This is a genomic window from Streptomyces sp. 142MFCol3.1 (assembly GCF_000424945.1).
GTDB lineage: Bacteria > Actinomycetota > Actinomycetes > Streptomycetales > Streptomycetaceae > Streptomyces > Streptomyces siamensis.
The window spans coordinates 86,234-106,626 of record NZ_AUKV01000029.1; the positions used below are offsets into that span (position 1 = coordinate 86,234).

The 20,393-nt window shown below is 69.6% G+C and carries 20 protein-coding genes and 1 pseudogene; 11 read left to right on the forward strand and 10 right to left on the reverse strand.

Features of this window, described 5'->3' with window-relative positions; all coding sequences use genetic code 11:
• Positions 1 to 33 precede the first annotated feature (33 nt).
• The 3 genes from H305_RS0133855 to H305_RS0133865 all read right to left on the reverse strand — a co-directional run bounded on the left by H305_RS0133855 (position 34) and on the right by H305_RS0133865 (position 3,856).
• A complete protein-coding gene (locus H305_RS0133855; RefSeq protein ID WP_028804375.1) occupies positions 34 to 1,362 on the reverse strand; it encodes a PP2C family protein-serine/threonine phosphatase in 1,329 nt (442 codons plus the stop codon).
• A gap of 316 nt (positions 1,363 to 1,678) precedes the next feature.
• Entirely contained in the window at positions 1,679 to 2,764 is a 1,086-nt protein-coding gene (locus tag H305_RS0133860) for a C40 family peptidase (protein ID WP_028804376.1), read from the reverse strand.
• 252 nt (positions 2,765 to 3,016) lie between these two features.
• A complete protein-coding gene (locus H305_RS0133865) occupies positions 3,017 to 3,856 on the reverse strand; it encodes an SAM-dependent methyltransferase (RefSeq protein ID WP_107440153.1) in 840 nt (279 codons plus the stop codon).
• Positions 3,857 to 4,172: 316 nt separating this feature from the next.
• Between H305_RS0133865 and mshA the strand changes: the two genes are divergently transcribed.
• The 3 genes from mshA to H305_RS0133880 all read left to right on the forward strand — a co-directional run bounded on the left by mshA (position 4,173) and on the right by H305_RS0133880 (position 8,111).
• Positions 4,173 to 5,510 carry a D-inositol-3-phosphate glycosyltransferase gene (mshA, locus tag H305_RS0133870; protein WP_028804378.1) on the forward strand — a complete coding sequence of 446 codons (1,338 nt, stop codon included), beginning with the start codon at positions 4,173 to 4,175 and terminating at the stop codon, positions 5,508 to 5,510.
• Positions 5,511 to 5,702: 192 nt separating this feature from the next.
• A complete protein-coding gene (locus H305_RS0133875; protein WP_028804379.1) occupies positions 5,703 to 6,203 on the forward strand; it encodes a YbjN domain-containing protein in 501 nt (166 codons plus the stop codon).
• A gap of 126 nt (positions 6,204 to 6,329) precedes the next feature.
• Entirely contained in the window at positions 6,330 to 8,111 is a 1,782-nt protein-coding gene (locus H305_RS0133880) for a glycosyl hydrolase family 28-related protein (protein WP_078629380.1), read from the forward strand.
• Here H305_RS0133880 and H305_RS0133885 read toward each other — a convergent pair.
• On the reverse strand, positions 8,108 to 8,929 hold the full coding sequence (locus H305_RS0133885; protein ID WP_028804381.1) for a helix-turn-helix transcriptional regulator: 822 nt from the start codon (positions 8,927 to 8,929) through the stop codon (positions 8,108 to 8,110). The two genes, H305_RS0133880 and H305_RS0133885, sit on opposite strands and share 4 nt — an antisense overlap.
• Positions 8,930 to 8,978: 49 nt before the next feature.
• On the opposite strand from H305_RS0133885, the gene H305_RS0133890 reads away from it, so the two are divergent.
• Positions 8,979 to 9,425, forward strand: a complete 447-nt coding sequence (locus H305_RS0133890; protein ID WP_028804382.1) for a DUF2000 family protein — start codon at positions 8,979 to 8,981, stop codon at positions 9,423 to 9,425.
• 156 nt (positions 9,426 to 9,581) lie between these two features.
• Here the strand turns inward: H305_RS0133890 and H305_RS0133895 are convergent, their stop codons facing one another.
• Positions 9,582 to 10,862 (reverse strand): MDR family MFS transporter, encoded by a 1,281-nt coding sequence (locus H305_RS0133895; RefSeq protein WP_028804383.1) that lies wholly within the window; start codon positions 10,860 to 10,862, stop codon positions 9,582 to 9,584.
• 185 nt (positions 10,863 to 11,047) lie between these two features.
• Here H305_RS0133895 and H305_RS0133900 point away from each other — a divergent pair, with 185 nt between their 5' ends.
• Positions 11,048 to 11,809 carry a phosphoglyceromutase gene (locus H305_RS0133900; protein WP_028804384.1) on the forward strand — a complete coding sequence of 254 codons (762 nt, stop codon included), beginning with the start codon at positions 11,048 to 11,050 and terminating at the stop codon, positions 11,807 to 11,809.
• Positions 11,810 to 11,889: 80 nt separating this feature from the next.
• Here H305_RS0133900 and H305_RS0133905 read toward each other — a convergent pair whose 3' ends face one another.
• The 3 genes and pseudogenes from H305_RS0133905 to H305_RS47775 all read right to left on the reverse strand — a co-directional run bounded on the left by H305_RS0133905 (position 11,890) and on the right by H305_RS47775 (position 12,962).
• Entirely contained in the window at positions 11,890 to 12,186 is a 297-nt protein-coding gene (locus tag H305_RS0133905; RefSeq protein WP_028804385.1) for a ribosomal protein L7/L12, read from the reverse strand.
• Between the two features lie 94 nt (positions 12,187 to 12,280).
• Positions 12,281 to 12,672 (reverse strand): annotated as a pseudogene (locus tag H305_RS55220) (conjugal transfer protein TraS); the annotation flags it as partial.
• Positions 12,672 to 12,962, reverse strand: coding sequence for a hypothetical protein (locus H305_RS47775; protein WP_051371239.1), 291 nt, complete (start codon positions 12,960 to 12,962; stop codon positions 12,672 to 12,674). The pseudogene H305_RS55220 and the gene H305_RS47775, both read right to left, overlap by 1 nt.
• 491 nt (positions 12,963 to 13,453) lie before the next feature.
• On the opposite strand from H305_RS47775, the gene H305_RS53615 reads away from it, so the two are divergent.
• The 4 genes from H305_RS53615 to H305_RS0133935 all read left to right on the forward strand — a co-directional run bounded on the left by H305_RS53615 (position 13,454) and on the right by H305_RS0133935 (position 16,077).
• Positions 13,454 to 13,621, forward strand: a complete 168-nt coding sequence (locus H305_RS53615; RefSeq protein WP_158690613.1) for a hypothetical protein — start codon at positions 13,454 to 13,456, stop codon at positions 13,619 to 13,621.
• 672 nt (positions 13,622 to 14,293) lie between these two features.
• Positions 14,294 to 14,527 (forward strand): hypothetical protein, encoded by a 234-nt coding sequence (locus tag H305_RS0133925; protein WP_028804386.1) that lies wholly within the window; start codon positions 14,294 to 14,296, stop codon positions 14,525 to 14,527.
• A gap of 343 nt (positions 14,528 to 14,870) precedes the next feature.
• Positions 14,871 to 15,329: a hypothetical protein gene (locus tag H305_RS0133930; protein WP_158690614.1), complete on the forward strand. Its 459-nt coding sequence runs from the start codon at positions 14,871 to 14,873 to the stop codon at positions 15,327 to 15,329.
• 199 nt (positions 15,330 to 15,528) lie between these two features.
• Positions 15,529 to 16,077: a hypothetical protein gene (locus H305_RS0133935; RefSeq protein ID WP_028804388.1), complete on the forward strand. Its 549-nt coding sequence runs from the start codon at positions 15,529 to 15,531 to the stop codon at positions 16,075 to 16,077.
• Between the two features lie 334 nt (positions 16,078 to 16,411).
• Here the strand turns inward: H305_RS0133935 and H305_RS0133940 are convergent, their stop codons facing one another.
• The gene (locus tag H305_RS0133940; protein WP_028804389.1) at positions 16,412 to 16,657 is read right to left on the reverse strand and encodes a hypothetical protein; all 246 of its coding nucleotides are present in this window, start codon (positions 16,655 to 16,657) and stop codon (positions 16,412 to 16,414) included.
• 431 nt (positions 16,658 to 17,088) lie between these two features.
• Here H305_RS0133940 and H305_RS0133945 point away from each other — a divergent pair, with 431 nt between their 5' ends.
• Entirely contained in the window at positions 17,089 to 17,865 is a 777-nt protein-coding gene (locus H305_RS0133945) for a DUF5707 domain-containing protein (protein ID WP_028804390.1), read from the forward strand.
• A 523-nt stretch (positions 17,866 to 18,388) separates the two neighbouring features.
• Here H305_RS0133945 and H305_RS53620 read toward each other — a convergent pair.
• Positions 18,389 to 18,652, reverse strand: coding sequence for a hypothetical protein (locus H305_RS53620; RefSeq protein ID WP_158690615.1), 264 nt, complete (start codon positions 18,650 to 18,652; stop codon positions 18,389 to 18,391).
• A 1,086-nt stretch (positions 18,653 to 19,738) separates the two neighbouring features.
• On the opposite strand from H305_RS53620, the gene H305_RS54150 reads away from it, so the two are divergent.
• The coding region (locus tag H305_RS54150; protein WP_028804392.1) for a collagen-like triple helix repeat-containing protein at positions 19,739 to 20,393 on the forward strand (655 nt) is incomplete at its 3' end.

Genomic DNA, 20,393 nt, shown 5'->3' on the forward strand with positions numbered 1-20,393 from the left:
CCCGTGGCCCGGGCACGATCGGACAGGCGGGCCTCAGGGCGTCCTGTCCAGCAGCAGCACCGCCACGTCGTCCGTCAGCTCACCGCCGTTGAGTTCGCGCACCTCGCTCACCGCGGCGCGCAGCAGTTCCTCTCCCTGGAGCCCCTGGGCCAGCTGACGGCGGACCATGTCCACCATGCCGTCCTGGCCGAGCCGGTCCTTGCCCTCACCGATGTGGCCCTCGATCAGGCCGTCGGTGTACAGCATCAGGCTCCACGCCGCGCCCAGCTCCACCTGCATGCGCGGCCAGCGCGCGTGCGGCAGCAGACCGAGCGCGGGGCCGTTGTTCTCGTACGGCAGCAGCTCGGCCTGGCGGCCGGGGCGGGCGATCAGCGGGGACGGGTGACCGGCCAGACAGAGCCCGGCGCGGCGGCCGTCCGGAGCGATGTCCACGGTGCACAGCGTCGCGAAGATCTCGTCGTTCTCGCGCTCGTGCTCCAGGACCTGCTGGAGCGTCGAGAGGAGCTCGTCGCCGCACAGGCCCGCGAAGGTCAGCGCGCGCCAGGCGATGCGCAGCTCCACCCCGAGCGCCGCCTCGTCGGGCCCGTGCCCGCAGACGTCGCCGATCATCGCGTGCACAGTGCCGTCGGCAGTGCGCACGGTGTCGTAGAAGTCGCCGCCGAGCAGGGCGCGGGAGCGGCCCGGACGGTAGCGCGCGGCGAAACGCAGCGGGGAGCCGTCCAGCAGCGGGGTCGGCAGCAGGCCGCGCTCCAGGCGCGCGTTCTCCTGGGCGCGGAGCTTGGACTCGGTGAGCCGGCGCTCGGCCCGGTCGGAACGCTTGCGCTCCACCGCGTACCGGATGGCGCGGCTCAGCAGCCGCCCGTCGAGTTCCTCGCGCAGGAGGTAGTCCTGGGCGCCCACCCGCACCGCCTCGGCACCGCGCTCGGCGTCGCCGGACGCGGTGAGCGCGAGGACGGCATGCCGGGGGGCGAGCTGAAGGACGTGCTTGAGCACGGTCAGCTCGTCGTCGCCCTCCACCGCCCGGCCCGGCGCGGGCAGCGCGAGGTCCAGCAGGATGCAGTGGACGTCGTCGGTGAGCAGCCGCTCGGCCTCGGTGAGGTTGCGGGCGGTACGGACGCGGATCGGCTTGCCGGCCGCGTCGAGCATTTCGGGCACGCTGAGGGAACCGGCCGGGTCGTCCTCGATGACCAGCAGGGTCAGATTGGTGGTGCTGTCGACCGGAGCGGTGGCGCGAGGCGCCGGGACTGACCCGGAGGGGCCGCCGGTCGCATGTCCGGATGGGCCGCCGGGTGAGAACACGGCTTGAGCCTGACCACTCTCCACGGCCGGGATCGCTCTCTGCCGCGGTACGGGTACGGGCATCGTGTGGGTTCCTTCCCTCCCCCCGAGGGCGTGGTGGGGCAAGGGACCTCGACCCACCGACGGGGACCATAGCGTCAGCCGGTGCCGCAGCGGAATGGCGTACGGCACGGCGTCCGGCAAACCGCCAGTGTCATATGCCGCATCCCGTAACGCATTTGGACAGGACGCGACCTCACCGGGGATGACGAAGGTCACGTCCCCGGGGTTGACTCCCGAGGGCGACCGTGCGGTGGGTCACGTGGGGCAGGTCACGCGGTCACGCGGCTCCCCGGCGTGGGATCCGGGTCACCCGGCGCCCAGGGGAGGGGTGTCCGGGTCACGCGTCGGGCCGGACGACTCCGAGGATCGGCATCGAACCCGCTCCGGTGATCGTCACCGTCCGTCCGGGCCGGGGGGCGTGCACGATCGCGCCGTCTCCTATGTACATCCCGACGTGGCTCGCGTCGTCGAAGTAGATGATCAGGTCGCCGGGGCGCATGTCCTTGATGTCGACGCGGTGGAGCTGCTTCCACTGCTCCTGCGAGGTGCGCGGGATGGAGTGGCCGGCGGACGCCCAGGCCTGGGAGGTGAGTCCCGAGCAGTCGTAGGACTTCGGGCCCTCGGCGCCCCACTCGTAGGGCTTGCCGATCTGGCCGGTCGCGTACTTCACGGCCTTCTTGCCCTGCGCGGACGCCTCGCTGTTGATCTCGGCGAGGACGCCGGAGCTCAGCCAGGCCGTCTGCGCCTGATAGGCGGCCTCCTCCTCCAGCTTCGCCAGCCGCTCCTTCTCCTCCTTCTCCAGCTGGGACTCCAGCTTCTCGGCGTCGGAGATGCGCTGCTTGATCTTCTTCTTGGCCGCGGCCTTGGCCTTGCGGTTGGCCTCCAGCTTCTGCCACTGCGCGGAGGCGTCCTTCGCGTACTGCTCCAAGTCCTGCTGGGTGCGCGTCAACTCGCCCAGCAGCCCCTTGGTCGCGTGCTGGCCCTGCCGCACGCGTCCCGCGCCGTCCAGGAACTCCTGCGGGTCGTCGCTCAGCCACAGCCGCGCCTCGGGGGGCAGCCCTCCGCCGCGGTACTGCGCCCGCGCCGCGGCGCCCGCCCGGTCCTTCAGTTTGTCCAGTTTCGCCTGGCCCTTGACGATCTCGCGGGCCAGGTCGACGAGTTCGGCGGACTGCTTCTTCGCCTTCTCCTCGGCCGCGTTGTAGGCATCCGTGGCGAGCGCCGCGTCGTGGTAAAGCTCGTCCAGCTTCGCGCGGACCGCTTCGAGGTCCTTGTCGGCCGCGGGTGTGGGGGCCGCGGTGGGTGTCCGGGTCGGTGTCGGTGTCGGACTCGCGTACGCCACGCCCGGTGTTGCCAGCACCGCGCAGGCACATGCGCAGGCCAGGGTCATGGCCGCCGTGGTCAGGCTCCGCTTGCCGGATCCCATGTACCCGCCCCCAAACTGATTTACCGTCAGTAACTTACGGATGCATCGGGGATCGTGCCATGTCGGAGCGCAATGCGACAGAGGCGGGCAAGAACTGCCTTCCCCCGTAACCGCTTCCGCAAGACGATCTCCCCGCCGGTGTGACGAATCAGTCACCGGATTCGTTCCGCTCGCGCCGTGGTGCCGGAGCGTGGCAGGTCGCGGCCCTCGGGCGGCCGTGAGGCGGAGCTCCGGGGCCGAGGTGTTTCGGTGTCAGAACCGGGCCGAGGAAGACTCCTGGACCGTGCCCGGCGCCAACGCCTCCCAGCGCAGGGTGACTTCGCCCAACCGCCAGCGCGTCATGCCGTCGGTCACCGGCCAGTCGGCCTTCAGGTCGCGGACCGTGCGTATCCAGCGCTGTCGCGCGCCGTACGAGGCGTAGGGCGCGGCGGCCGCCCAGGCGCGGTCGAAGTCGCGCAGGAAGGCGTGGACGGGCTCGCCCGGGACATTGCGGTGGATGAGGGCCTTCGGCAGGCGCTCGGCGAGGTCGGACGGCCGGTCCAGGGAGCCGAGCCGGGTGGCGAAGGTGACGGTGCGGGGGCCCTCCGGGCCGAGGGCGACCCAGACATGCCGGCGGCCGATCTCGTCGCAGGTGCCCTCGACGAGCAGCCCGCCCCGGCCGGCGGGTCCGGCCGGCGCGAGGCGGGCGCACAGGCGCCGCCAGACCTCGGCGACCTGCTCCTCGTCGTACTGGCGCAGCACGTTGGCCGCGCGGATGAGGGTCGGGCTGCCGGGCACGGGCACCTCGAAGCCGCCGTGACGGAAGGTGAGGCCCTCGCGCTCGTACGGACGGGCGGCCGCGACGCGGGCCGGTTCGATCTCCACGCCCACCACGCGGGTGCGCGGTGCCGTGGTGCGCAGTCGGGCCAGGAGCTCGACCGCCGTCCAGGGCGCCGCGCCGTACCCCAGATCGACAGCCACCGGGTCGGCGGAACTGCGCAGTTCGGCGCCGTGGACGGCCGCGATCCAGCGGTCCATGCGGCGCAGGCGGTTGGGGTTGGTCGTCCCGCGCGTCACCGTACCCACGGGGCGGGACGCGGCGCGGGTTGTCATGCGTACGAGAGTAGGCGCGTCCGGCGAGGGCCGGTCACACCTGTGGACAACCTCCCGGCCCCTCGCCCACACCTGTGGACAACATCCCGGCCCACCGCCCCGGGCGCCCCCGGAGGATGCCCGCTCCGGGGCCCGCCTCGAAAGCCCGTACGTCACGGGGGTGCGGCGGTGCACGCATCCCACTGTCGAACGGTTGAGCGAGCAGGGGTAATGATTCGGCAAAGAGGAAATGGAGCAGGCTGCTCCGGCGTTTGCCCTCTTCGGAGGGCGTACCGCGTCCTCCGACCGGCATGCCCGCTGCAAGGAGGAACGCCACGTGAGCCAGTACGTCGGCAGGCTCGGGCGTCGCTCCCCGACGGCGTCCGCACGGCTCAGGCTGCACCGCAGGCCCCGTCGCGTCGCGATGCTCTCCGTGCACACCTCGCCGCTGCACCAGCCCGGCACGGGCGACGCGGGCGGCATGAACGTGTACATCGTGGAGCTCGCGCAGCGCCTCGCCGCGATCAACATCGAGGTCGAGATCTTCACGCGCGCCACCACCGGCGCCCTGCCGCCGGCCGTCGAGCTGGCCCCCGGCGTCCTCGTCCGGCACGTCGACGCGGGCCCCTACGAGGGTCTCGCCAAGGAAGATCTGCCCGCCCAGCTGTGCGCCTTCACGCACGGCGTGATGCAGGCCTGGGCCGGCCACCGCCCCGGCTACTACGACCTGGTCCACTCGCACTACTGGCTCTCCGGCCACGTCGGCTGGCTCGCCGCCGAGCGCTGGGGTGCGCCCCTGGTGCACGCGATGCACACCATGGCGAAGGTCAAGAACGCCGCGCTGGCCGAGGGCGACACCCCCGAGCCGGCCGCCCGTGTCATCGGCGAGACCCAGATCGTGCGCGCGGCCGACCGCCTCATCGCGAACACCGCGGAGGAGGCGGACGAGCTCGTCCGCCACTACGACGCCGAACCCGGAAAGGTCGCCGTCGTCCACCCCGGCGTCAACCTCGACCGCTTCCGTCCCGCTGACGGCCGCGCCGCCGCCCGGGCCCGCCTCGGGCTCCCGCAGGACGCGCTGATCCCCCTGTTCGCGGGCCGCATACAGCCCCTGAAGGCCCCCGACGTGTTGCTGCGCGCGGTCGCCGTCCTGCTCGACGAGTGTCCGGAACTGCGCGGCAGGATCGTCGTCCCCGTCGTCGGCGGCCCCAGCGGCAGCGGTCTCGCCAAGCCCGAGGGGCTGCAGAAACTCGCCGCGCGGTTGGGCATCGCCGACGTCGTGCGCTTCAGGCCGCCCGTCGGCCAGGAGCAGCTGGCGGACTGGTTCCGGGCGGCGTCGGTGCTGGTCATGCCCTCGTACAGCGAGTCCTTCGGCCTGGTCGCCATCGAGGCGCAGGCAGCCGGTACGCCGGTGCTCGCGGCGTCGGTCGGCGGACTGCCCGTCGCCGTGTGCGACCAGAAGACCGGCTTCCTTGTGCAGGGCCACGACCCCGCCGCCTACGCGCGCGTGCTGCGCCGTTTCGCGGACGACCGGGCGCTCACCGACCGGATGGGCGCCGCCGCCGCGCGTCACGCGGAGCGCTTCGGCTGGGACGCCGCCGCCGGTGCCACGGCGGACGTGTACACGGCCGCGGCGCAGGCCCACCGGCGCCGGGTGCGTGCGCGCACCGGCTGACACCTGGCCGGTTCGGTGGCGGGTGCGCGCCCGGCGTGACCCGCTCCGGTCCGCGGTGGTGCCCGTCACGGCCGGCACTCGTCCGCGGCGGTACGGGGTGTGTGCCCGCCCCGGCCGACACCGGCCTGCGGCGGCGCCTGCCGCGGCCGCACCGGCCTCCGGGCCGTGCCCGCTCTGACGTACGCTCCCTGCATGGCGGACGTACAGCGGGCGGCACAGGTCATCGAGGGGGTCTTCAAGGACGCCGAGCTCGAGTGGGAGAGCCCCGAGCCCGGCACGTACGCGGTCAAGCTCCCCGGTACCCGGAAGCTGTCCACGACCGTGTCGCTGATCGTCGGCAAGCACTCGCTGTCGCTGAACGCGTTCGTGATCCGCCACCCCGACGAGAACGCGGAGGCGGTCCACCGCTGGCTGCTGGAGCGCAACCTGAGGCTCTACGGGGTCGGTTACGCGGTCGACCCGCTCGGGGACGTCTACCTGGTCGGAAAGCTGCCGCTGGCCGCGGTCACCCCGCAGGAGGTCGACCGGCTGCTCGGCTCCGTCCTGGAGGCCGCCGACGGCGCCTTCAACACCCTTCTGGAGCTCGGCTTCGCGTCCGCGATCCGCCGGGAGTACGCCTGGCGGGTGTCCCGCGGTGAATCGACCCGCAATCTGGACGCGTTCAGTCATCTGACCCAGCGTCCCGCCAACTGACCGACGCCGCTCGGCAATTAGGGCTCGCGCACCCTCTTCCCCGCCCGGAGTCCTCGTGGCATGCTCGCCGCCGACGCAGATCTGAACATCGTTCACATCCATGGAAATAGTGGGGGGCGGACGGGCATGAGTAACGAGATCTTCGGGAGCAACGGGAGCAACGGGAACGGCGGGAACGGCGAGAGCGCGGCGCTCGACCGCGGCGAGGGGAACATCGGGAGCGGCACCGTCAGCAGACGGCGCCTGCTCGCCGGCGCCACCGCCGTGGCCGCCGTCGCCGTGACCGGCGCGGCGGGGACGGCCGCCGCGTCCCCCGCGCAACAGGGCCACGCCCCCGCCGCAGGACAGGGCCAAGTCCCCGCCCTCTGGCACGAGTTCACCCGCACGCCGTTCACCCACCCGCAGATCCCGTTCGTCGGCCGGTCCGGCCGCGGCGGCGGGGCGGCCCGCTTCCCCCGCCGCCCCGTCGTCGCCGACATCCGCGACCACGGCGACGTGACGGACGACGGCAGCACCGACTGTGCCCCCGCGATCAACCGTGCCATCGCCGCTGCCGGGAGGGCCGGCGGTGGCACGGTTCTCATCCCGCCCGGCACCTTCCGCATCGACGACCTGATTCGCCTCGGGCACTCGAACGTCGTCCTGCGCGGTGCCGGCAGCGACCGTACGAAGCTGTACGCGACCCGGAATCTCACCGAGCTGATCGGCGCCTACGGCTCCCGCTACGGCGGCGACAAATCCTCCTGGTCCTGGGCGGGCGGTCTCATCTGGCTGGCCCCGACCGCCCGTTGGGAGTCGCTCATCGCCGCGATCAGGGCGAAGGCCTGGCCCTTCGAGGGCTGGACCGGCAACAGGCGCGACGAGTGGGAGACTCTCACGACGGTCGAACCCGCCCGCCAGGGCTCCTGGACCGTGACGGTCGCCGACGCGTCCCGGCTGCGGCCCGGCTGGCTCGTCCTGCTCCGCCTCGCCGACGACGCCGGCCACACGCTCCTGGAGCACGTGTCGGGCGGCGGCCCCGGCCCCGAGGCGTACTACTGGGACGACAAGACGAAACTCACGTCGTACGTCCCCTACGAGTGGCCCGTGCGCATCACGCACGTCCGCGGCCGCAAGGTCACCCTGGAGCGCCCCCTCCCGCTGGACGTCCGGCCCGAATGGGACCCGCGCCTGACCACGCACGTGCCGGAACTGACCGGCTCGGGGGTCGAGGGACTCACCCTGGAGGCCGTCGAGACCCCGCAGTCACCGCACCTGCTCGACAAGGGGTACAACGGCGTCGTCTTCCAGTGTGCCTACGAATGCTGGGCCGACGACGTCGTCGTACGCCACGTGGACAACGGCTTCGGTCTCGTCGCCGCCTCCGCCTGCACCCTGCGCCGCACCACGGTCGCCGGCCGCGGCTCGCACCACCCGTACTTCTGCCGCGAAGGCTCGCACGACAACCTCGTCGAGAACTTCACCGTCGAGCAGCGCACGGTGCCCGCCCCCGCCGGGACGCAGCTCCACGGCATCAACGTCGAAGGCCTGTCCTCGTACAACGTCTGGTCGCGCGGGGACATGCAGATGGGCACCTTCGACAGCCACCGCGGGCTGCCGTTCGCGAACGTCCGCACCGACATCACGGTGAACAACAACGGCCGCCACGGCGGCGACGCCTCCGCCGGACCGCTGTTCGGCGCGCGCTTCACCCACTGGAACATCCGCGTGACCAACGGCCGTGCCGGCCTCATGAAGATCGACGGCCTCGCTCCCCGCAGCGCCACCGTCGGGGTCAACGAGGTCAGCGAGTTCGACCAGATCGACGTAGCGGACTTCACCGGGGACCTGCACTCCCGCCTGGAGCTATACGGGACCACGGACGTGGTGCGCCCGCGCAATCTGTACGAGGCCCAGCGCGACCTCTAGAACGGTCCTGCGGCCGGCCTGCCGATGCCGGTGCGCGCGTACCGGCCCGGCGTCACGCCCACCAACCGCTTGAAATGGCGGCCGAGATGGGACTGGTCGTAGAAGCCGGTCGCTGCGGCGACCTCGCCCGGCGCCCCGCCGTCGAGCAGCAGACGGCGGGCGCGGTCGACGCGACGGGACATCAGGTACTGGTGCGGGGCGATGCCGTACGCCTCGCTGAACGCCCGCACCAGATGGGCGGGATGGGCGTGCACCAGCCCGGCCGCCTCGTCGAGGGTGAGGCCCGCGACCAGCCGCTCGTCGAGGAGTTCGCGCAGTCGGCGGGCGAGCGGGCGGTCGCGGCGCGCCGGCGTGCCGGCCACCCGGGGGCGCAGCCGGCCGCGCAGCCGCTCCGCGACCAGCGTCAGCCTGCTCTCCGCCTCCAGCTCGTCCCCGGGGTGCGCGAGCGCGGTGTGCATCTGCCCGACGCGGCGTCGCAGCACCGGATCGACGAGGTCCGGCCCGTCCGTCGCGGGCCCGATCCAGCTCTCGTCGAGCATGCTCAGGTCGAGGTAGAGGACACGCTTGCGGAAACCGTCCTCGGTGACCGGCGAACCGTTGTGGGGGACGTACGGCGGGAGCAGCGAGACCGTGTCGTGCGGGGTGCCGTGCTCGTGCCGGTCGAGGTCGTACCGCACCGCCCCGTCGTCGACGATCAGCAGCGTCCACGCCTCGTGCACGTGCATCGGGTACGCGTACTCGGTGTAGTGGGCGTGGAAGACCTCCACGACACCCGGGACTCCCGGACGCCACGCCGTGATCTCCCGATGCGGGGCCATGCAAAGAACGTACAAGACGACGCGGTACGGCGGTCGGCAGTCTCGACGTATGAGCAGCAGCACCGGCAGCCCGGACATCGAACCCATCCGCTTCGACACCAAGATCGCCGTCCTGTTGCGGGACGACCTGGAGCCCTGGCAGCGGCTCAACGTGACGGCGTTCCTCGTCAGCGGCCTCGGCAGCGCCGTCCCCGAGGTGATCGGCGAGCCCTACGAGGACGCCGACGGGACCGCCTATCTGTCCATGTTCCGGCAGCCCGTCCTCGTCTTCGAGGGGTCCAAGGAGACGCTGACCTCCGCCCACGGCCGTGCGCTGTCCCGGCAGCTGCCGCGAGCCGTCTTCACCTCCGACCTGTTCGCCACCGGCAACGACCGGGACAACCGGGCGGCCGTGCGGGCCGTGCCGGCGGCGGACCTGGACCTCGTGGGGATGGCCGTGTACGGGCCGCGGAACGGGGTGGACAAGGTGATGAAGGGCGCGCGGATGCACCACTGAGCACGGGCGGGCCGGACGTGGACGCCGGTGCGGACGTGCACGCCGCAACCCCCGGCGCCGACAGGGTCTCCCGGCGCGGGCCGCACAGGAGTGTCCCCGCCCGGCCCCCACCGCACCGGCGTCCTGGCGTCCGCGCCTCGGCGTCCGTGCCCGGCGTCAGACGGCTCCGACCTCCGTCGCCGGGGAGACCGGCGGCGCGGCGGAGGACGCGACCGGCGTCTCCGTGAAGGAGGGCTCCTCCGCGGGCAGGCTCCGCGTCAGCATCGCGTACCCCAGGCCCGCCGCCGTGCCGACCACGGCGCACAGCCCCCACAGCCACTCCGCGCCGAACCGGTCGATGACCAGGCCGGACATCAGCGGAGCGACGAGCGCGGCGAGGGACCAGGACAGGGTGTACATGCCCTGGTAGCGGCCACGGCCGTGCACCGGGGAGAGACGGACGACCAGCCCCGTCTGGGTGGGCGCGTTGACGATCTCCGCGAGCGTCCACACGCACACCGTCAGGGCGAAGACCCCGACCGAGCCGGCGAAGGCGGTGAGGCCGAAGCCGTACCCGGCGAGCAGCGACGAGACCACGAGCAGCCGCTTCGGATCCCGGTGCTCGATGAAACGGGTGACCGGGAGCTGGAGGGCGACGATGAGGACGCCGTTGACGGCGACCGCCATGCCGTAGTCGGCCGGGGTGAAGCCCGCCTCGCCCATCGCGACCGGAAGCCCCACGGACCCCTGCTGGAAGACGAGGGCGACGAGGAAGGACAGCCCGACGACGCTCATGAACCGGCCGTCGCGCAGCACGGTCCCGAGACCGACAGCCGGTTCCGCCGAGGCCTTGTCGGTGAGGACCGGCCGGGACTCCGGCAGCTTCACGAAGACGACGACGGCGCAGACGAGCGTCATTCCGGCCTCGATCAGGAAGCCCGCCAGGTAGCTGAACTCGGCGATGAATCCGGCCCCCATGGAGGAGACGGCGAACCCCAGGTTGATCGCCCAGTAGTTGAGGGAGAACGCGCGCACGCGGTCTTCCGGGCGGACGATGTCGGCCATCATCGCCTGTACGGCGGGCCGGGAGGCGTTCGAGGCCATGCCCACCAGGAAGGCGACCGCGGCGATCGCCACGGGATCGTGCGCGAAGCCGAGCAGCGCGACCGCGAAGGCCGTCGACAGCTGGGAGATCAGCAGGGTGGGCCGGCGGCCCAGGCGGTCGGTCATCACACCGCCGCCGAGCGAGGAGACGACACCGCCCAGGCCGTGCAGGGACGCCACCAGACCCGCGTACGAGGCGGAGTACCCGCGGTCCAGAGTGAGGTACAGCGCCATGAAGGTGGCGACGAAGGCGCCGAGCCGGTTCACGAGGGTGCTGGTCCACAGCCACCAGAACTCGCGGGGGAGCCCCGAGACGGTCTCTCGGGCGGCGCGTCTCAGCGAGACGAGTGACATGCGGGACCCCCCGGTCAGGCAAGGTGAGTAAGCGGCTCAAGCGGTGAGCACAACTTACGAAGAGAGGGAGTCGGAAAGCCACTCGATTAACAGATGCCGTCAACCGACCGGCGACGACGGGGCCGCACTGTCCGCCTGCCGGGCGAGGGCGCGAGCGATCAGCGGGTTCGATTACGCTCGGGGCCATGGCCGACGCACCGTACAAGCTGATCCTCCTCCGCCACGGCGAGAGCGAATGGAACGCGAAGAACCTGTTCACCGGTTGGGTGGACGTCAATCTCAACGAGAAGGGCGAGAAGGAGGCAGTCCGCGGCGGTGAGCTGCTCAAGGACGCCGGCCTGCTGCCCGATGTGGTCCACACCTCGCTCCAGAAGCGGGCGATCCGCACGGCGCAGCTCGCGCTGGAGGCCGCCGACCGCCACTGGATCCCGGTCCACCGCTCCTGGCGCCTGAACGAGCGGCACTACGGCGCCCTCCAGGGCAAGGACAAGGCGCAGACGCTCGCCGAGTTCGGCGAGGAGCAGTTCATGCTCTGGCGCCGCTCGTACGACACCCCGCCCCCGCCGCTCGCGCGTGACGCCGAGTACTCCCAGTTCTCCGACCCGCGCTACGCGACGCTCCCGCCGGAGCTGCGCCCGCAGACGGAGTGCCTGAAGGACGTCGTCGTCCGCATGCTTCCGTACTGGTTCGACGGCATCGTCCCGGACCTCCTCACCGGCCGCACGGTCCTGGTCGCCGCCCACGGCAACAGCCTGCGCGCCCTCGTCAAGCACCTCGACGGCATCTCCGACGCCGACATCGCGGGCCTGAACATCCCGACCGGCATCCCCCTCGCCTACGAGCTGGACGCCGACTTCAAGCCGGTCAAGCCCGGCGGCACCTACCTCGACCCGGATGCCGCCGCGGCCGCCATCGAGGCGGTCAAGAACCAGGGCAAGAAGAAGTAACTGCCGACGAATATGCCCCCTACCTGCGGTTTCTCCGTGGGTAGGGGGCTTTTCTCTGCCTCTGGGCCGTCTCTGGGCCGTCAGGGCATTGGGGCCGTGCGGTCTCCGGGCTCCGGCTCCTGTCTCCACTCCGCTCTGGCTCCGGCGCTCTGGAGCAAAGCGACAGCGGACTGGGCCCTGTACGCAGACAGCCCCCCAAGGAGGGTGACGGGCGCTTGGCGCGCCAGGACCCTGCTGTGCCACAAGCTCTGCCCGGTCACCTTGCGCACTGCCAGGATCACATCCATCTCGCGGGGGCCGCAGTCGATGAGCACCACCTCGTGGGACAGGTCGTCGCAGAGCAGGGTGTAGTACTCGGTGGACTCTTCGTCGGACATCTCGCCCTCCTGCCTCAGCGAGCGGGAGCGTATGCGGCATCGAAGACGGCAGCCACAGCTTTTCGGGTGCGCTCCTGGCTGAACGGCATGAGGTGACGGTCGTGACGTACACGGCGTGAACTCCCCAGGCGTGCCGCGCCGTTCGGCCGAGGCGGCGACATCCGCTGGCTCCTGCCCTGGAGCAAGCCGAAGACGAAGGCGTAACCCGGTCGACGTGGGGCGGATGATGCCCCGGCGGGGCGGCACGGGCCGAACCTCACGGCGGGTGGTGGCCTTGACCGCCAGGGCCCGCAGCCGGGACGGCGCCACGGTCAGACCGCACGCCTCCATGACCGAGCTGTACGAGCTGAGCAGCCGGGCCGTGGATATCGGCAGTCCGAACGTCGACCAGTAGACCCCGGGATGCTTGGCCCGGGCGTAGGCAGCCCCGCCGCCGAGCGCGGTGGCAGGACCACCCACCTCCAGGAGCGTTGTCAGATCGGTCATCAGGCCGTGGCTCCCATGGTGGCCGGGAACGCGGCCGGAGTGACGGCAGCGGAGCGGTAGGCGATGCCGTGCCGCTGCTGCCCGTTGAACACTCTCTCCCACGGACGGGCCACGAGCCCCGGCAGCGAGACCGGCGCCCCGAGCGCGAGCCCCTCAGACACCCCGCTCTCCGGAACCGTGACCTTGATCAGCGATGACTCCCCCTCCTCGATGTAGACGACGCCGATCGTCATCAGCGCCTCTCCGCTGTTGACGTCCTTGGCGATCTCGCCGGTCTGACGGTCCTTCAAGCTCCAACAGACCTACTGAGTTACAACTTTCTCTACTGGTTCAAGACCCGCGCGCGGCGCGGGCGCACACCGCCTCGGCGGCGCGGCCTGCCTCTGTCTTCGCCCCGGCTGGCCGCGCCAGGCGGCGCGCTACGTGCGTGCGGGCGGAAGCGAGAACGCCAGCCGCGGGCCCAAAACATGCCTCCGGCGGGGGCGCTCAGACTCTGGGATGGGAGGGGCGCCGTACGCGGGTGCCGGCCGGATCGTGGTGAGCGTGGTGGGCTCCCATCCCGTCCACCATCGCCCCAGGCAGAGCCGAGCAGACGCGGCCCATGGCGTCCAGGTCGTTCGTACAGTGGCGCGCTCCACCTGGACGCCAGGAACCACGCCCGCTCCACAGACGTGTGGGTCGACGGTGGACGGGATGGGAGCTGGGGAAGTAGTGGGTTGGGGAAAGAGGTCGGGTGCCGGGCCGGCGGCACGTAGCCTCACCCCGTGAAGATCGCCCGGCCGTGCCGGAACCCTTGGTCTGGGTCATAGCCTGGATCGTTGTCACCGTGATGTTCCGGGCACTTGCCCAGGTGCTCGGCAGCCCGAAGAGCTGGTACACGAGTGCACTTCTCGCAGGGATCGCCATCGCCGCCGGAGAACTCGTCGACCGCTACAAGCAGAAGCGCTGACCGGGTCCGAGGTGCGCCGAACCCCTTGGCGATGAGTTGGCCGCTTGTTATCTTCACGCATGATTCAGGCATTTTGCGGTGCCCTCATCGGCGGCGTGATCGGGAGGCTTCTCCTTGCGCGGCGAGCGCGGCGAACAGCCACTCAGACCGAAGCGGGGCAAATAGTCTTCTTCCAAGTCGGGGCCAACCTGCCGGACGAGGGGCCCCGATACAGCCTTGGCCAGGTACGCGCCGGAGGCAAGTTCCAATGGAAGCCTCGCTGGTCGAGGACGCGGCTCCGTGAACTCCCGAAAGATCTGCGGTACATCCGCGCACGCCATCCGTCCTTCCGCGAAGTGTTGTGGGTCCCGACCAGAGCGCTGGTGATCGAGTGTGAATCGTCTGCGGTGCCTGTACGGCTATGGGCCTACCCGGAGCAGGCGGTGCGCGTTGTGGAGATGATCCGGCGTGCAAGTAGCCCGAACTCGTCGAACACCCCGGTTCCCGACGTCAGCAGCTGACACCAACAGGCGCGAACAGCCGCGGTCGACGCTGGACCTCAGTAGACAGCCAGTCGAGGCACAAAGCGGGTTGGCCGACGTCGACGTCCCCGTTGATCGACCTACGAAGGATTGACCCGGGCATTAGAAATCCATCGACCACGCCATGTTGTGCCGAACGAGGAGGGGTTCAATGACCGAGCGGAACCGCAGAGGCGTTGCGCGGTGGATCCAGGTGGCACTGGCGGGCTACCTGTTGATCATGCTGGCATGGAAGGCGATCGACGACCCATGGGCGCGGCTCCCGCTGGCTGCAATACTGATCTTCTCGGCGTACGTCTTTGGGCACGTGACGGGCTTCCGGTCGGCCAACCAACGACAGCCCCGTCCTGACGACCGGCCCACCATGAACGACGGTGGCAGCTAATGAGCGTTTAGCCCAAGCCACTCCATCCACTCATCTCCGACCGTGCCACTCTCGTGCCAGAACGGGCGGGGGCTCACGGGGAATCGCGGCACGCAGCGGGCAGTACGGCCGCACTGCGCCAGACCAGGGAACCCCCAGCTCGGTCCCGTGACCGCCCTACCGCTCTCCTAAAGCGGTGCTCGGCAGTGATCACCCCGGGCATGATGGCGTCGAGGCCGGGCGACACCGCGGGTGACTGGCGTGGTACGACGACAGTGCACACCCCGGAGGCGGCCAGAGGAGAGAGGGAAGGACGATGGCGGGTGACATACGTGACTTGCTGTGCTGGCGAGGTCCGGTCTCGGTGAACGTGTTCGTCATCGGCTCTGGCAACACCCCATTGCCGGAGGAGGCTTTTCACCTCGCCAGGATGGTCCCTGACGCCATGCTGCCGTTCCCCCTGCTGGGGCAACCCGAAGCCATCGAGCGGCTCGGTCTGGTGTCATACGACATCGACTTCGATGACGTCTCGCTCGATCTGCGCGAGTACACGCGAGCAGTACTTCAGCGTGTCTGTGCAGACACGCGATCAGTGGCCTGGGCAGCTTTCGAGGGGTCGTTCCACTACGACGAACTCCTCACCGACCAGGTGGCCCACCAGGTCTACGGCTACTGCATGACTGGCGCCGAACCGGTTGTCGAGTGGGACACTGCGGTCCTGCGAGGCGAGGAGTGGCGCCACCGAATTGCCGAGGCCCGAGCGGCTTTGGACACCTTGCTGTCCGCTTCAGACATACGAAGGAGGAAGAGCAGCACCGACTGAGTGTCTAACTGCGTGACAACGCCGACGAACATCGGCGGACGAGCGCGAACGTCTGTGGACCATCAGCGCAGGTGAGACGCGCAGCAGCCCAAGGCAGCACACCCGTCCCAGTTGCTTCGGGACGAAGCGGTTGTTGGTTCAACGGGCGGATCTCCGCTTGCGAGCCTGCTCCCTTCCCCGTCCCGTCAGAATCTCTTGCATGACTATTGCCGCTGCTGCCCCCTCCTGGTGGGCTGACTGGCCCAAGTTCGCGCCCGGGTGGCTCGCCTTCCTTGTGACCACGGGCACGCTGGTGCGGAAGACGTGGACGCGTCGGCGTCAGCTCGCCCTTGGTCCGGAGGCCCAAGAGTTGCGCACGCAACTCACTGAGTTTCGCGCGCTCTTGGAAGAGGTAACCTCCGGCAACTGTCGCACGGACTGGTTCTTGCATGACGAGCGGCGTGAGGCCGCTCGGGCCTTGCGAGACTCCGCTGAACGCCGCGATGACGAGACGCTCAAGCTGGCCATGACGCGTATGGCCGACGCATGGGATGAAATCTTCGCGCTCGCCCCTGCTCCTCGGGCCAAAGTGCGGTTCGTCGGAGACCCCGTCCGGGAAGGCGTGAGGCGAGAATACGCACTGGGGGCCTCAAGCGATCTTGAGCGGCTGCAGAAGATGACGGACGTAGCCCATACTGCACTGATCGATGTGGAGATAGCTGTCGAGAGACTCAATGCCTTGGAGCGCAGCACGCACGGCCGGTCGTGATTGAGCCCGCAGGGGCCACCCTGAACAAACCCGGGCGTTCAGGGGTTATCGCTGTAGTGCGGTGCGTCGCCCTCCAAGCCCTCGGTCACTCGACGCGTGCCACAGACGTGCCACATCGGGCGGTCAATCACGGCCAATGACGGCTCGCCGCGGTTGAGATCCACTGATCACCCGGGCTGCGCCTACACAGGGGTGACCTCTACATTCCCGCTGCACGACACTTCCGCCCTTACAAGGCAGCGGTTGCCACAGCCGGTCGCTTCACCACATGACGGGTCGTGGCACCCCCGCCGGCAGAGCGACAGGCGAACCAGGTCGGCCGTAAGCTCTTTTGCTATGCCTGCGGCCCCTCGGCATCCCTGCGGCTGGACACGACGTGCCGCGCGATCGTGGACAAGGCCAGCTCACGATCCTCGTCAACCACGAGCCAACCCTTGCCCAGGAGCGATTGCAGCACTGGGCGAACTTCTTCACCCAGCTCCCCCGCCAAGTCGTCGTCCGTGGGGGAGAGGCCATCCTGGACGAGGCTCGCCACGTGGAACACGACGGCTTCCTCCCCCGCGGTGATGTTGAAGTCCATGACGTGAAGGTATGCGAGCCCCTTGGCCGCAACACGCCGGGGCCCTGTCGTCACGGGCCGGCCGTCACGGCGTGCTCTGGTCGACGGCACCGACGGTGTGGCCGAGGCCCGTGGGGGCGGAGCGGGGCATACGCGTGCGTGGTCGGTCGGGGCGCACCGCCGTCGTGGCTGACTGTCGTCGGCTGACCATCCCCGGTCAGAGCACTGGCCAGGCTCCAGGCGCCATGCCCGAGGTCCGCCGGGTCGTTGCTCGCTTCCACCAGGCTTCGCTCGGATGTCGATTGATGTCAGAACATAGTCGATTGATGTCAGAACATAAGGGACATCGCCGTCTGGTTGAGACCGGGCGGTGCTCTCACTACGGTGAGCGCCTTCATCCGCCCGCCATGTGTCCATTCGGCGGGCGCGTCTTCACCTTGCAAGGGAGATCCATGCGCAAGCGCGCAATCTTCGCTGTAACGGCCGCTGCTACCGCGCTGGGCGGATTCACCAGCCCCTCCGCGTACGCGGACGAGGTTGTCGGCGACGTACAGATCACCAACGTCTCCGTCAACGGCGGCAAGAACATCGTGGTCGGCACCACCGACAAGACGGTCACCGTTTCGGTGACCGCCACCGATCCGTCAGGCATCTGGGACGCGGATTTCCACCTGTGGCGTGGGGTCGACCCCGACAACCCCGACGGCTACATCACACCCAACGAGAACACCACCCCCGCGGACTGCGCGGCCTCCAGCGCCACCACCTCCACCTGCTCGAAGACCTTCACCTTCGAACCGGACTGGTGGCTCACCAACGCCGATGCCGGAACCTGGAAAGTCGCAGTCACGGCGTGGGCCAACGACGACAGCTGGATCCAGCGGAACGCCTACACCACGGCCCGTCTCCAGCGGCAGTCCCAACTGACGGTGAACGCGGGCCCGGAGCCGATAGCCAAGGGCAGGACCCTCACTGTCACCGGCAAACTCACCCGGGCCAACTGGGACACGCTTGACTACCGGGGCTACACCAACCAGCCCGTCAAGCTCCAGTTCCGTAAGGCGGGCACGACCACCTACACCACCATCAAGACCGTGTACACCTCCAGCACCGGCGGCCTGACGACCACGGTCACCGCGGCCGAGGACGGCTACTGGCGCTGGAGCTTCGCCGGCACCTCCACCACGCCGTCGGTCAATGCGACCGGGGACTTCGTGGACGTGCAGTAGTCACAAGCCCATGATTGCCGGCCCTCCTGGGCACTCGGTCTCCAGACCCTGACCGGCTCTGCCGTCACGCCTACCGGCTCCCCGCTTGGATCCCCACCCGGATAACCAAGCGGGGCACGCCAGGAAGCGGATCTTGTGGCCGGAGCGCGTGAGCGAGAGCCTTTTGGGCCCGGTCCCGACTACTGGGCATGAGGTGCGCCTACACCTTCGAAGTCAGCCCGGGGTCCGAGTGTCCGAGGTACTCACTGACGGCCTTGACGCTCGCGAATGCCGAACGGCACCCCGGAGTGAGGCCTGTAGGCGCCGTGGCGAGGTGCCGCCCCAGCGACCAGAGGTAGACGCTAACGGCGACTTGACCAGCGGGAATGGGACGACACTCGGACATCAATGCCTGACACCAACAGCCACGTGCACCGGTGCACGACAGTGGACTGGCATCCGTCCCAAGCGGCCCTGGATTGATGGTGCTTTGCGGCTGGTCGGCGCCGCATGAATCCGGGGTGAACGTGGGCCGGGCAGGTTTTCAGGTGCCACGGTCGGTACCGGTGGCACCGGGGGCAGCTTCGACGGCGGCTGCGCCGCCACTGCCATCGCTGGTGGTGGGGGCGGCGGGGGTGGGTACTTCGCCGGCGGGGGCGGCGGCAGCGGCGCCGTCAACAGCAGTGGCACCTCGGCGGGTGGTGGCGGTGGTGGTGGGGGGCAGCAGCTTCGCCACCACGTCGAGCACCGGTACACGGTATGCGCCGTCCACGATCGGGACGGCGAACAACAACGGCCAGGTGACCATCTCCTACGGCCGCCCTGGCCCGAGCTTGGCCATCGGCAAGAGCCACAGTGGCGGTTTGGTGCGGGGCTACCCACCCATCACCCTCAAGGCGGACGTCTCCTGCAAGGCCCCGGCGCCGTCACGAACACCGCCACCGACCCCACCAAGATCAAGCGTCACCAGAACGACAAGCACTGCGATCACTACGACCACTGGTAGGGCGACTCCCCTCTTTCGACGCTGGTCAGCGAGAGTTTGAGTCCCGCTGGCCTGGTCGAAGACACAGGCCCGCCAGACCCAGGGCAAGAAGAAGCAAGCACGCCTGAAGAAGCCCCCTACCGACGGTTCTCCCGCGGGTAGGGGGCTCGGTGCTGTGCCGGGGGCGTCAGATGGTGCAGAGCCGGGGCCGCTGAGGGGGCGGACGCAGACGTCGAGCGAGGCCCCGCCGTCGAGGGCGTCGATGCCGTGCCGCTGAGGCCGAGGACGACGTCGTCACCGGGCGTACCGACGAGGAGGCCGGCCCGGTTGGTGCCGACGATGGTGGGCGTCGCGTTGGCGTCGTCAGGACATCACTCACCGCGGGTGAGACCGGGCGGAGCAGTGGCCGTCCGGCCGGCGTACGGCCTTGACCCGACCGGGAGTTCCTGTCACGTGACGATGGCGACGCGGTGACAACGGCGTGGTGATGACGGCATGGCGACGGTCGCGTCCGTGAAATCGCCGAGCCCATTCCGGATTTCTTCGATATTGGAGTGGATTGATTTTTCCCGGCCGGTCCCTGCGCGGTGCCTCCACGATCCGGATCGCCCCGGTGTCCTCCGCGGTGCGCTTCGGTGCCGAGCGGTTTCGGAATACGGGGACGGCATGCCATCGAGGTCATCATCGCAGCTCAGATGCCAGTTCTCTGGAGTGGCGATGATCTGCGGAAGTGCCCCGTATGTGGCTTTTACCCGCTGTCCTGGCGCTCGTCAAGTCCCGAACCCTCGGAACGTGATCCTGCTGCGCGATTCGGGCCTACTGGTGGTGCGGAGCTCACCGGAAAGACCGGAAAGAAAACGAGGCTCCGAGTCGCACGAAGCGAATTCCATCGCCAGGAGGAAACAAATCATGGCCCGTATCATCCGAAAGCACGGCGCCGTCCGTCCTAAGCGCCGGCTGAACATCGCCACGATCGTGGCGTCGTCCGTCGTGGTCGCCGGTGGTGTGGTTCTGCCGGCCGCGGCCGCATCGGCGGCCCCGATGTCCGACGCCTCGATGGCGACCAATGCCGCCGCACACCACGGCAAGGGCAAGGGCAAGCACTACTGCTGGAACAAGGGCAAGGGTCACTGGGACAAGAAGCACAAGAAGCACTACTGCTGGGGCGACCACTACAAGTACTACTGGGACGACCACCACAAGTGCTACTACGTGTGGCAGGGCAACCATGCGTACTACTTCTGGGACACCCACAACAACCACCACTACTGGAAGCACCACAAGGACCACTGGAACACCAAGGACAAGGACCACTGGAAGGACGAGGGCCAGGTCGGCAAGCCTGGGGAACCGGGTAAGCCTGGGGAGCCCGGTAAGCCTGGGGAGCCGGGTAAGCCTGGGGAGCCCGGTAAGCCTGGGGAGCCGGGTAAGCCTGGGGAACCGGGTAAGCCTGGGGAGCCGGGCAAGCCTGGGGAGCCCGGTAAGCCGGGAGAGCCGGGCACGGATCCGAAGACGGACCCGACGGACCCGAAGACGGACCCGACGGATCCGAAGACGGACCCGA

Bases quoted from the DNA above. Each gene is read 5' to 3' on its own strand.
- H305_RS0133880 (WP_078629380.1), top strand. From the start codon at position 6,330: ATGAGTAACGAGATCTTCGGGAGCAACGGGAGCAACGGGAACGGCGGG.
- H305_RS0133890 (WP_028804382.1), top strand. From the start codon at position 8,979: ATGAGCAGCAGCACCGGCAGCCCGGACATCGAACCCATCCGCTTCGAC.
- H305_RS0133860 (WP_028804376.1), bottom strand. From the start codon at position 2,764: ATGGGATCCGGCAAGCGGAGCCTGACCACGGCGGCCATGACCCTGGCC.
- H305_RS0133935 (WP_028804388.1), top strand. From the start codon at position 15,529: ATGACTATTGCCGCTGCTGCCCCCTCCTGGTGGGCTGACTGGCCCAAG.
- H305_RS0133885 (WP_028804381.1), bottom strand. From the start codon at position 8,929: ATGGCCCCGCATCGGGAGATCACGGCGTGGCGTCCGGGAGTCCCGGGT.
- H305_RS0133905 (WP_028804385.1), bottom strand. From the start codon at position 12,186: ATGTCCGACGAAGAGTCCACCGAGTACTACACCCTGCTCTGCGACGAC.
- H305_RS0133925 (WP_028804386.1), top strand. From the start codon at position 14,294: ATGACCGAGCGGAACCGCAGAGGCGTTGCGCGGTGGATCCAGGTGGCA.
- H305_RS0133865 (WP_107440153.1), bottom strand. From the start codon at position 3,856: ATGACAACCCGCGCCGCGTCCCGCCCCGTGGGTACGGTGACGCGCGGG.
- H305_RS0133945 (WP_028804390.1), top strand. From the start codon at position 17,089: ATGCGCAAGCGCGCAATCTTCGCTGTAACGGCCGCTGCTACCGCGCTG.
- H305_RS53620 (WP_158690615.1), bottom strand. From the start codon at position 18,652: ATGGTCACCTGGCCGTTGTTGTTCGCCGTCCCGATCGTGGACGGCGCA.
- H305_RS0133900 (WP_028804384.1), top strand. From the start codon at position 11,048: ATGGCCGACGCACCGTACAAGCTGATCCTCCTCCGCCACGGCGAGAGC.
- H305_RS0133875 (WP_028804379.1), top strand. From the start codon at position 5,703: ATGGCGGACGTACAGCGGGCGGCACAGGTCATCGAGGGGGTCTTCAAG.
- H305_RS0133895 (WP_028804383.1), bottom strand. From the start codon at position 10,862: ATGTCACTCGTCTCGCTGAGACGCGCCGCCCGAGAGACCGTCTCGGGG.
- H305_RS0133855 (WP_028804375.1), bottom strand. From the start codon at position 1,362: ATGCCCGTACCCGTACCGCGGCAGAGAGCGATCCCGGCCGTGGAGAGT.
- H305_RS0133940 (WP_028804389.1), bottom strand. From the start codon at position 16,657: ATGGACTTCAACATCACCGCGGGGGAGGAAGCCGTCGTGTTCCACGTG.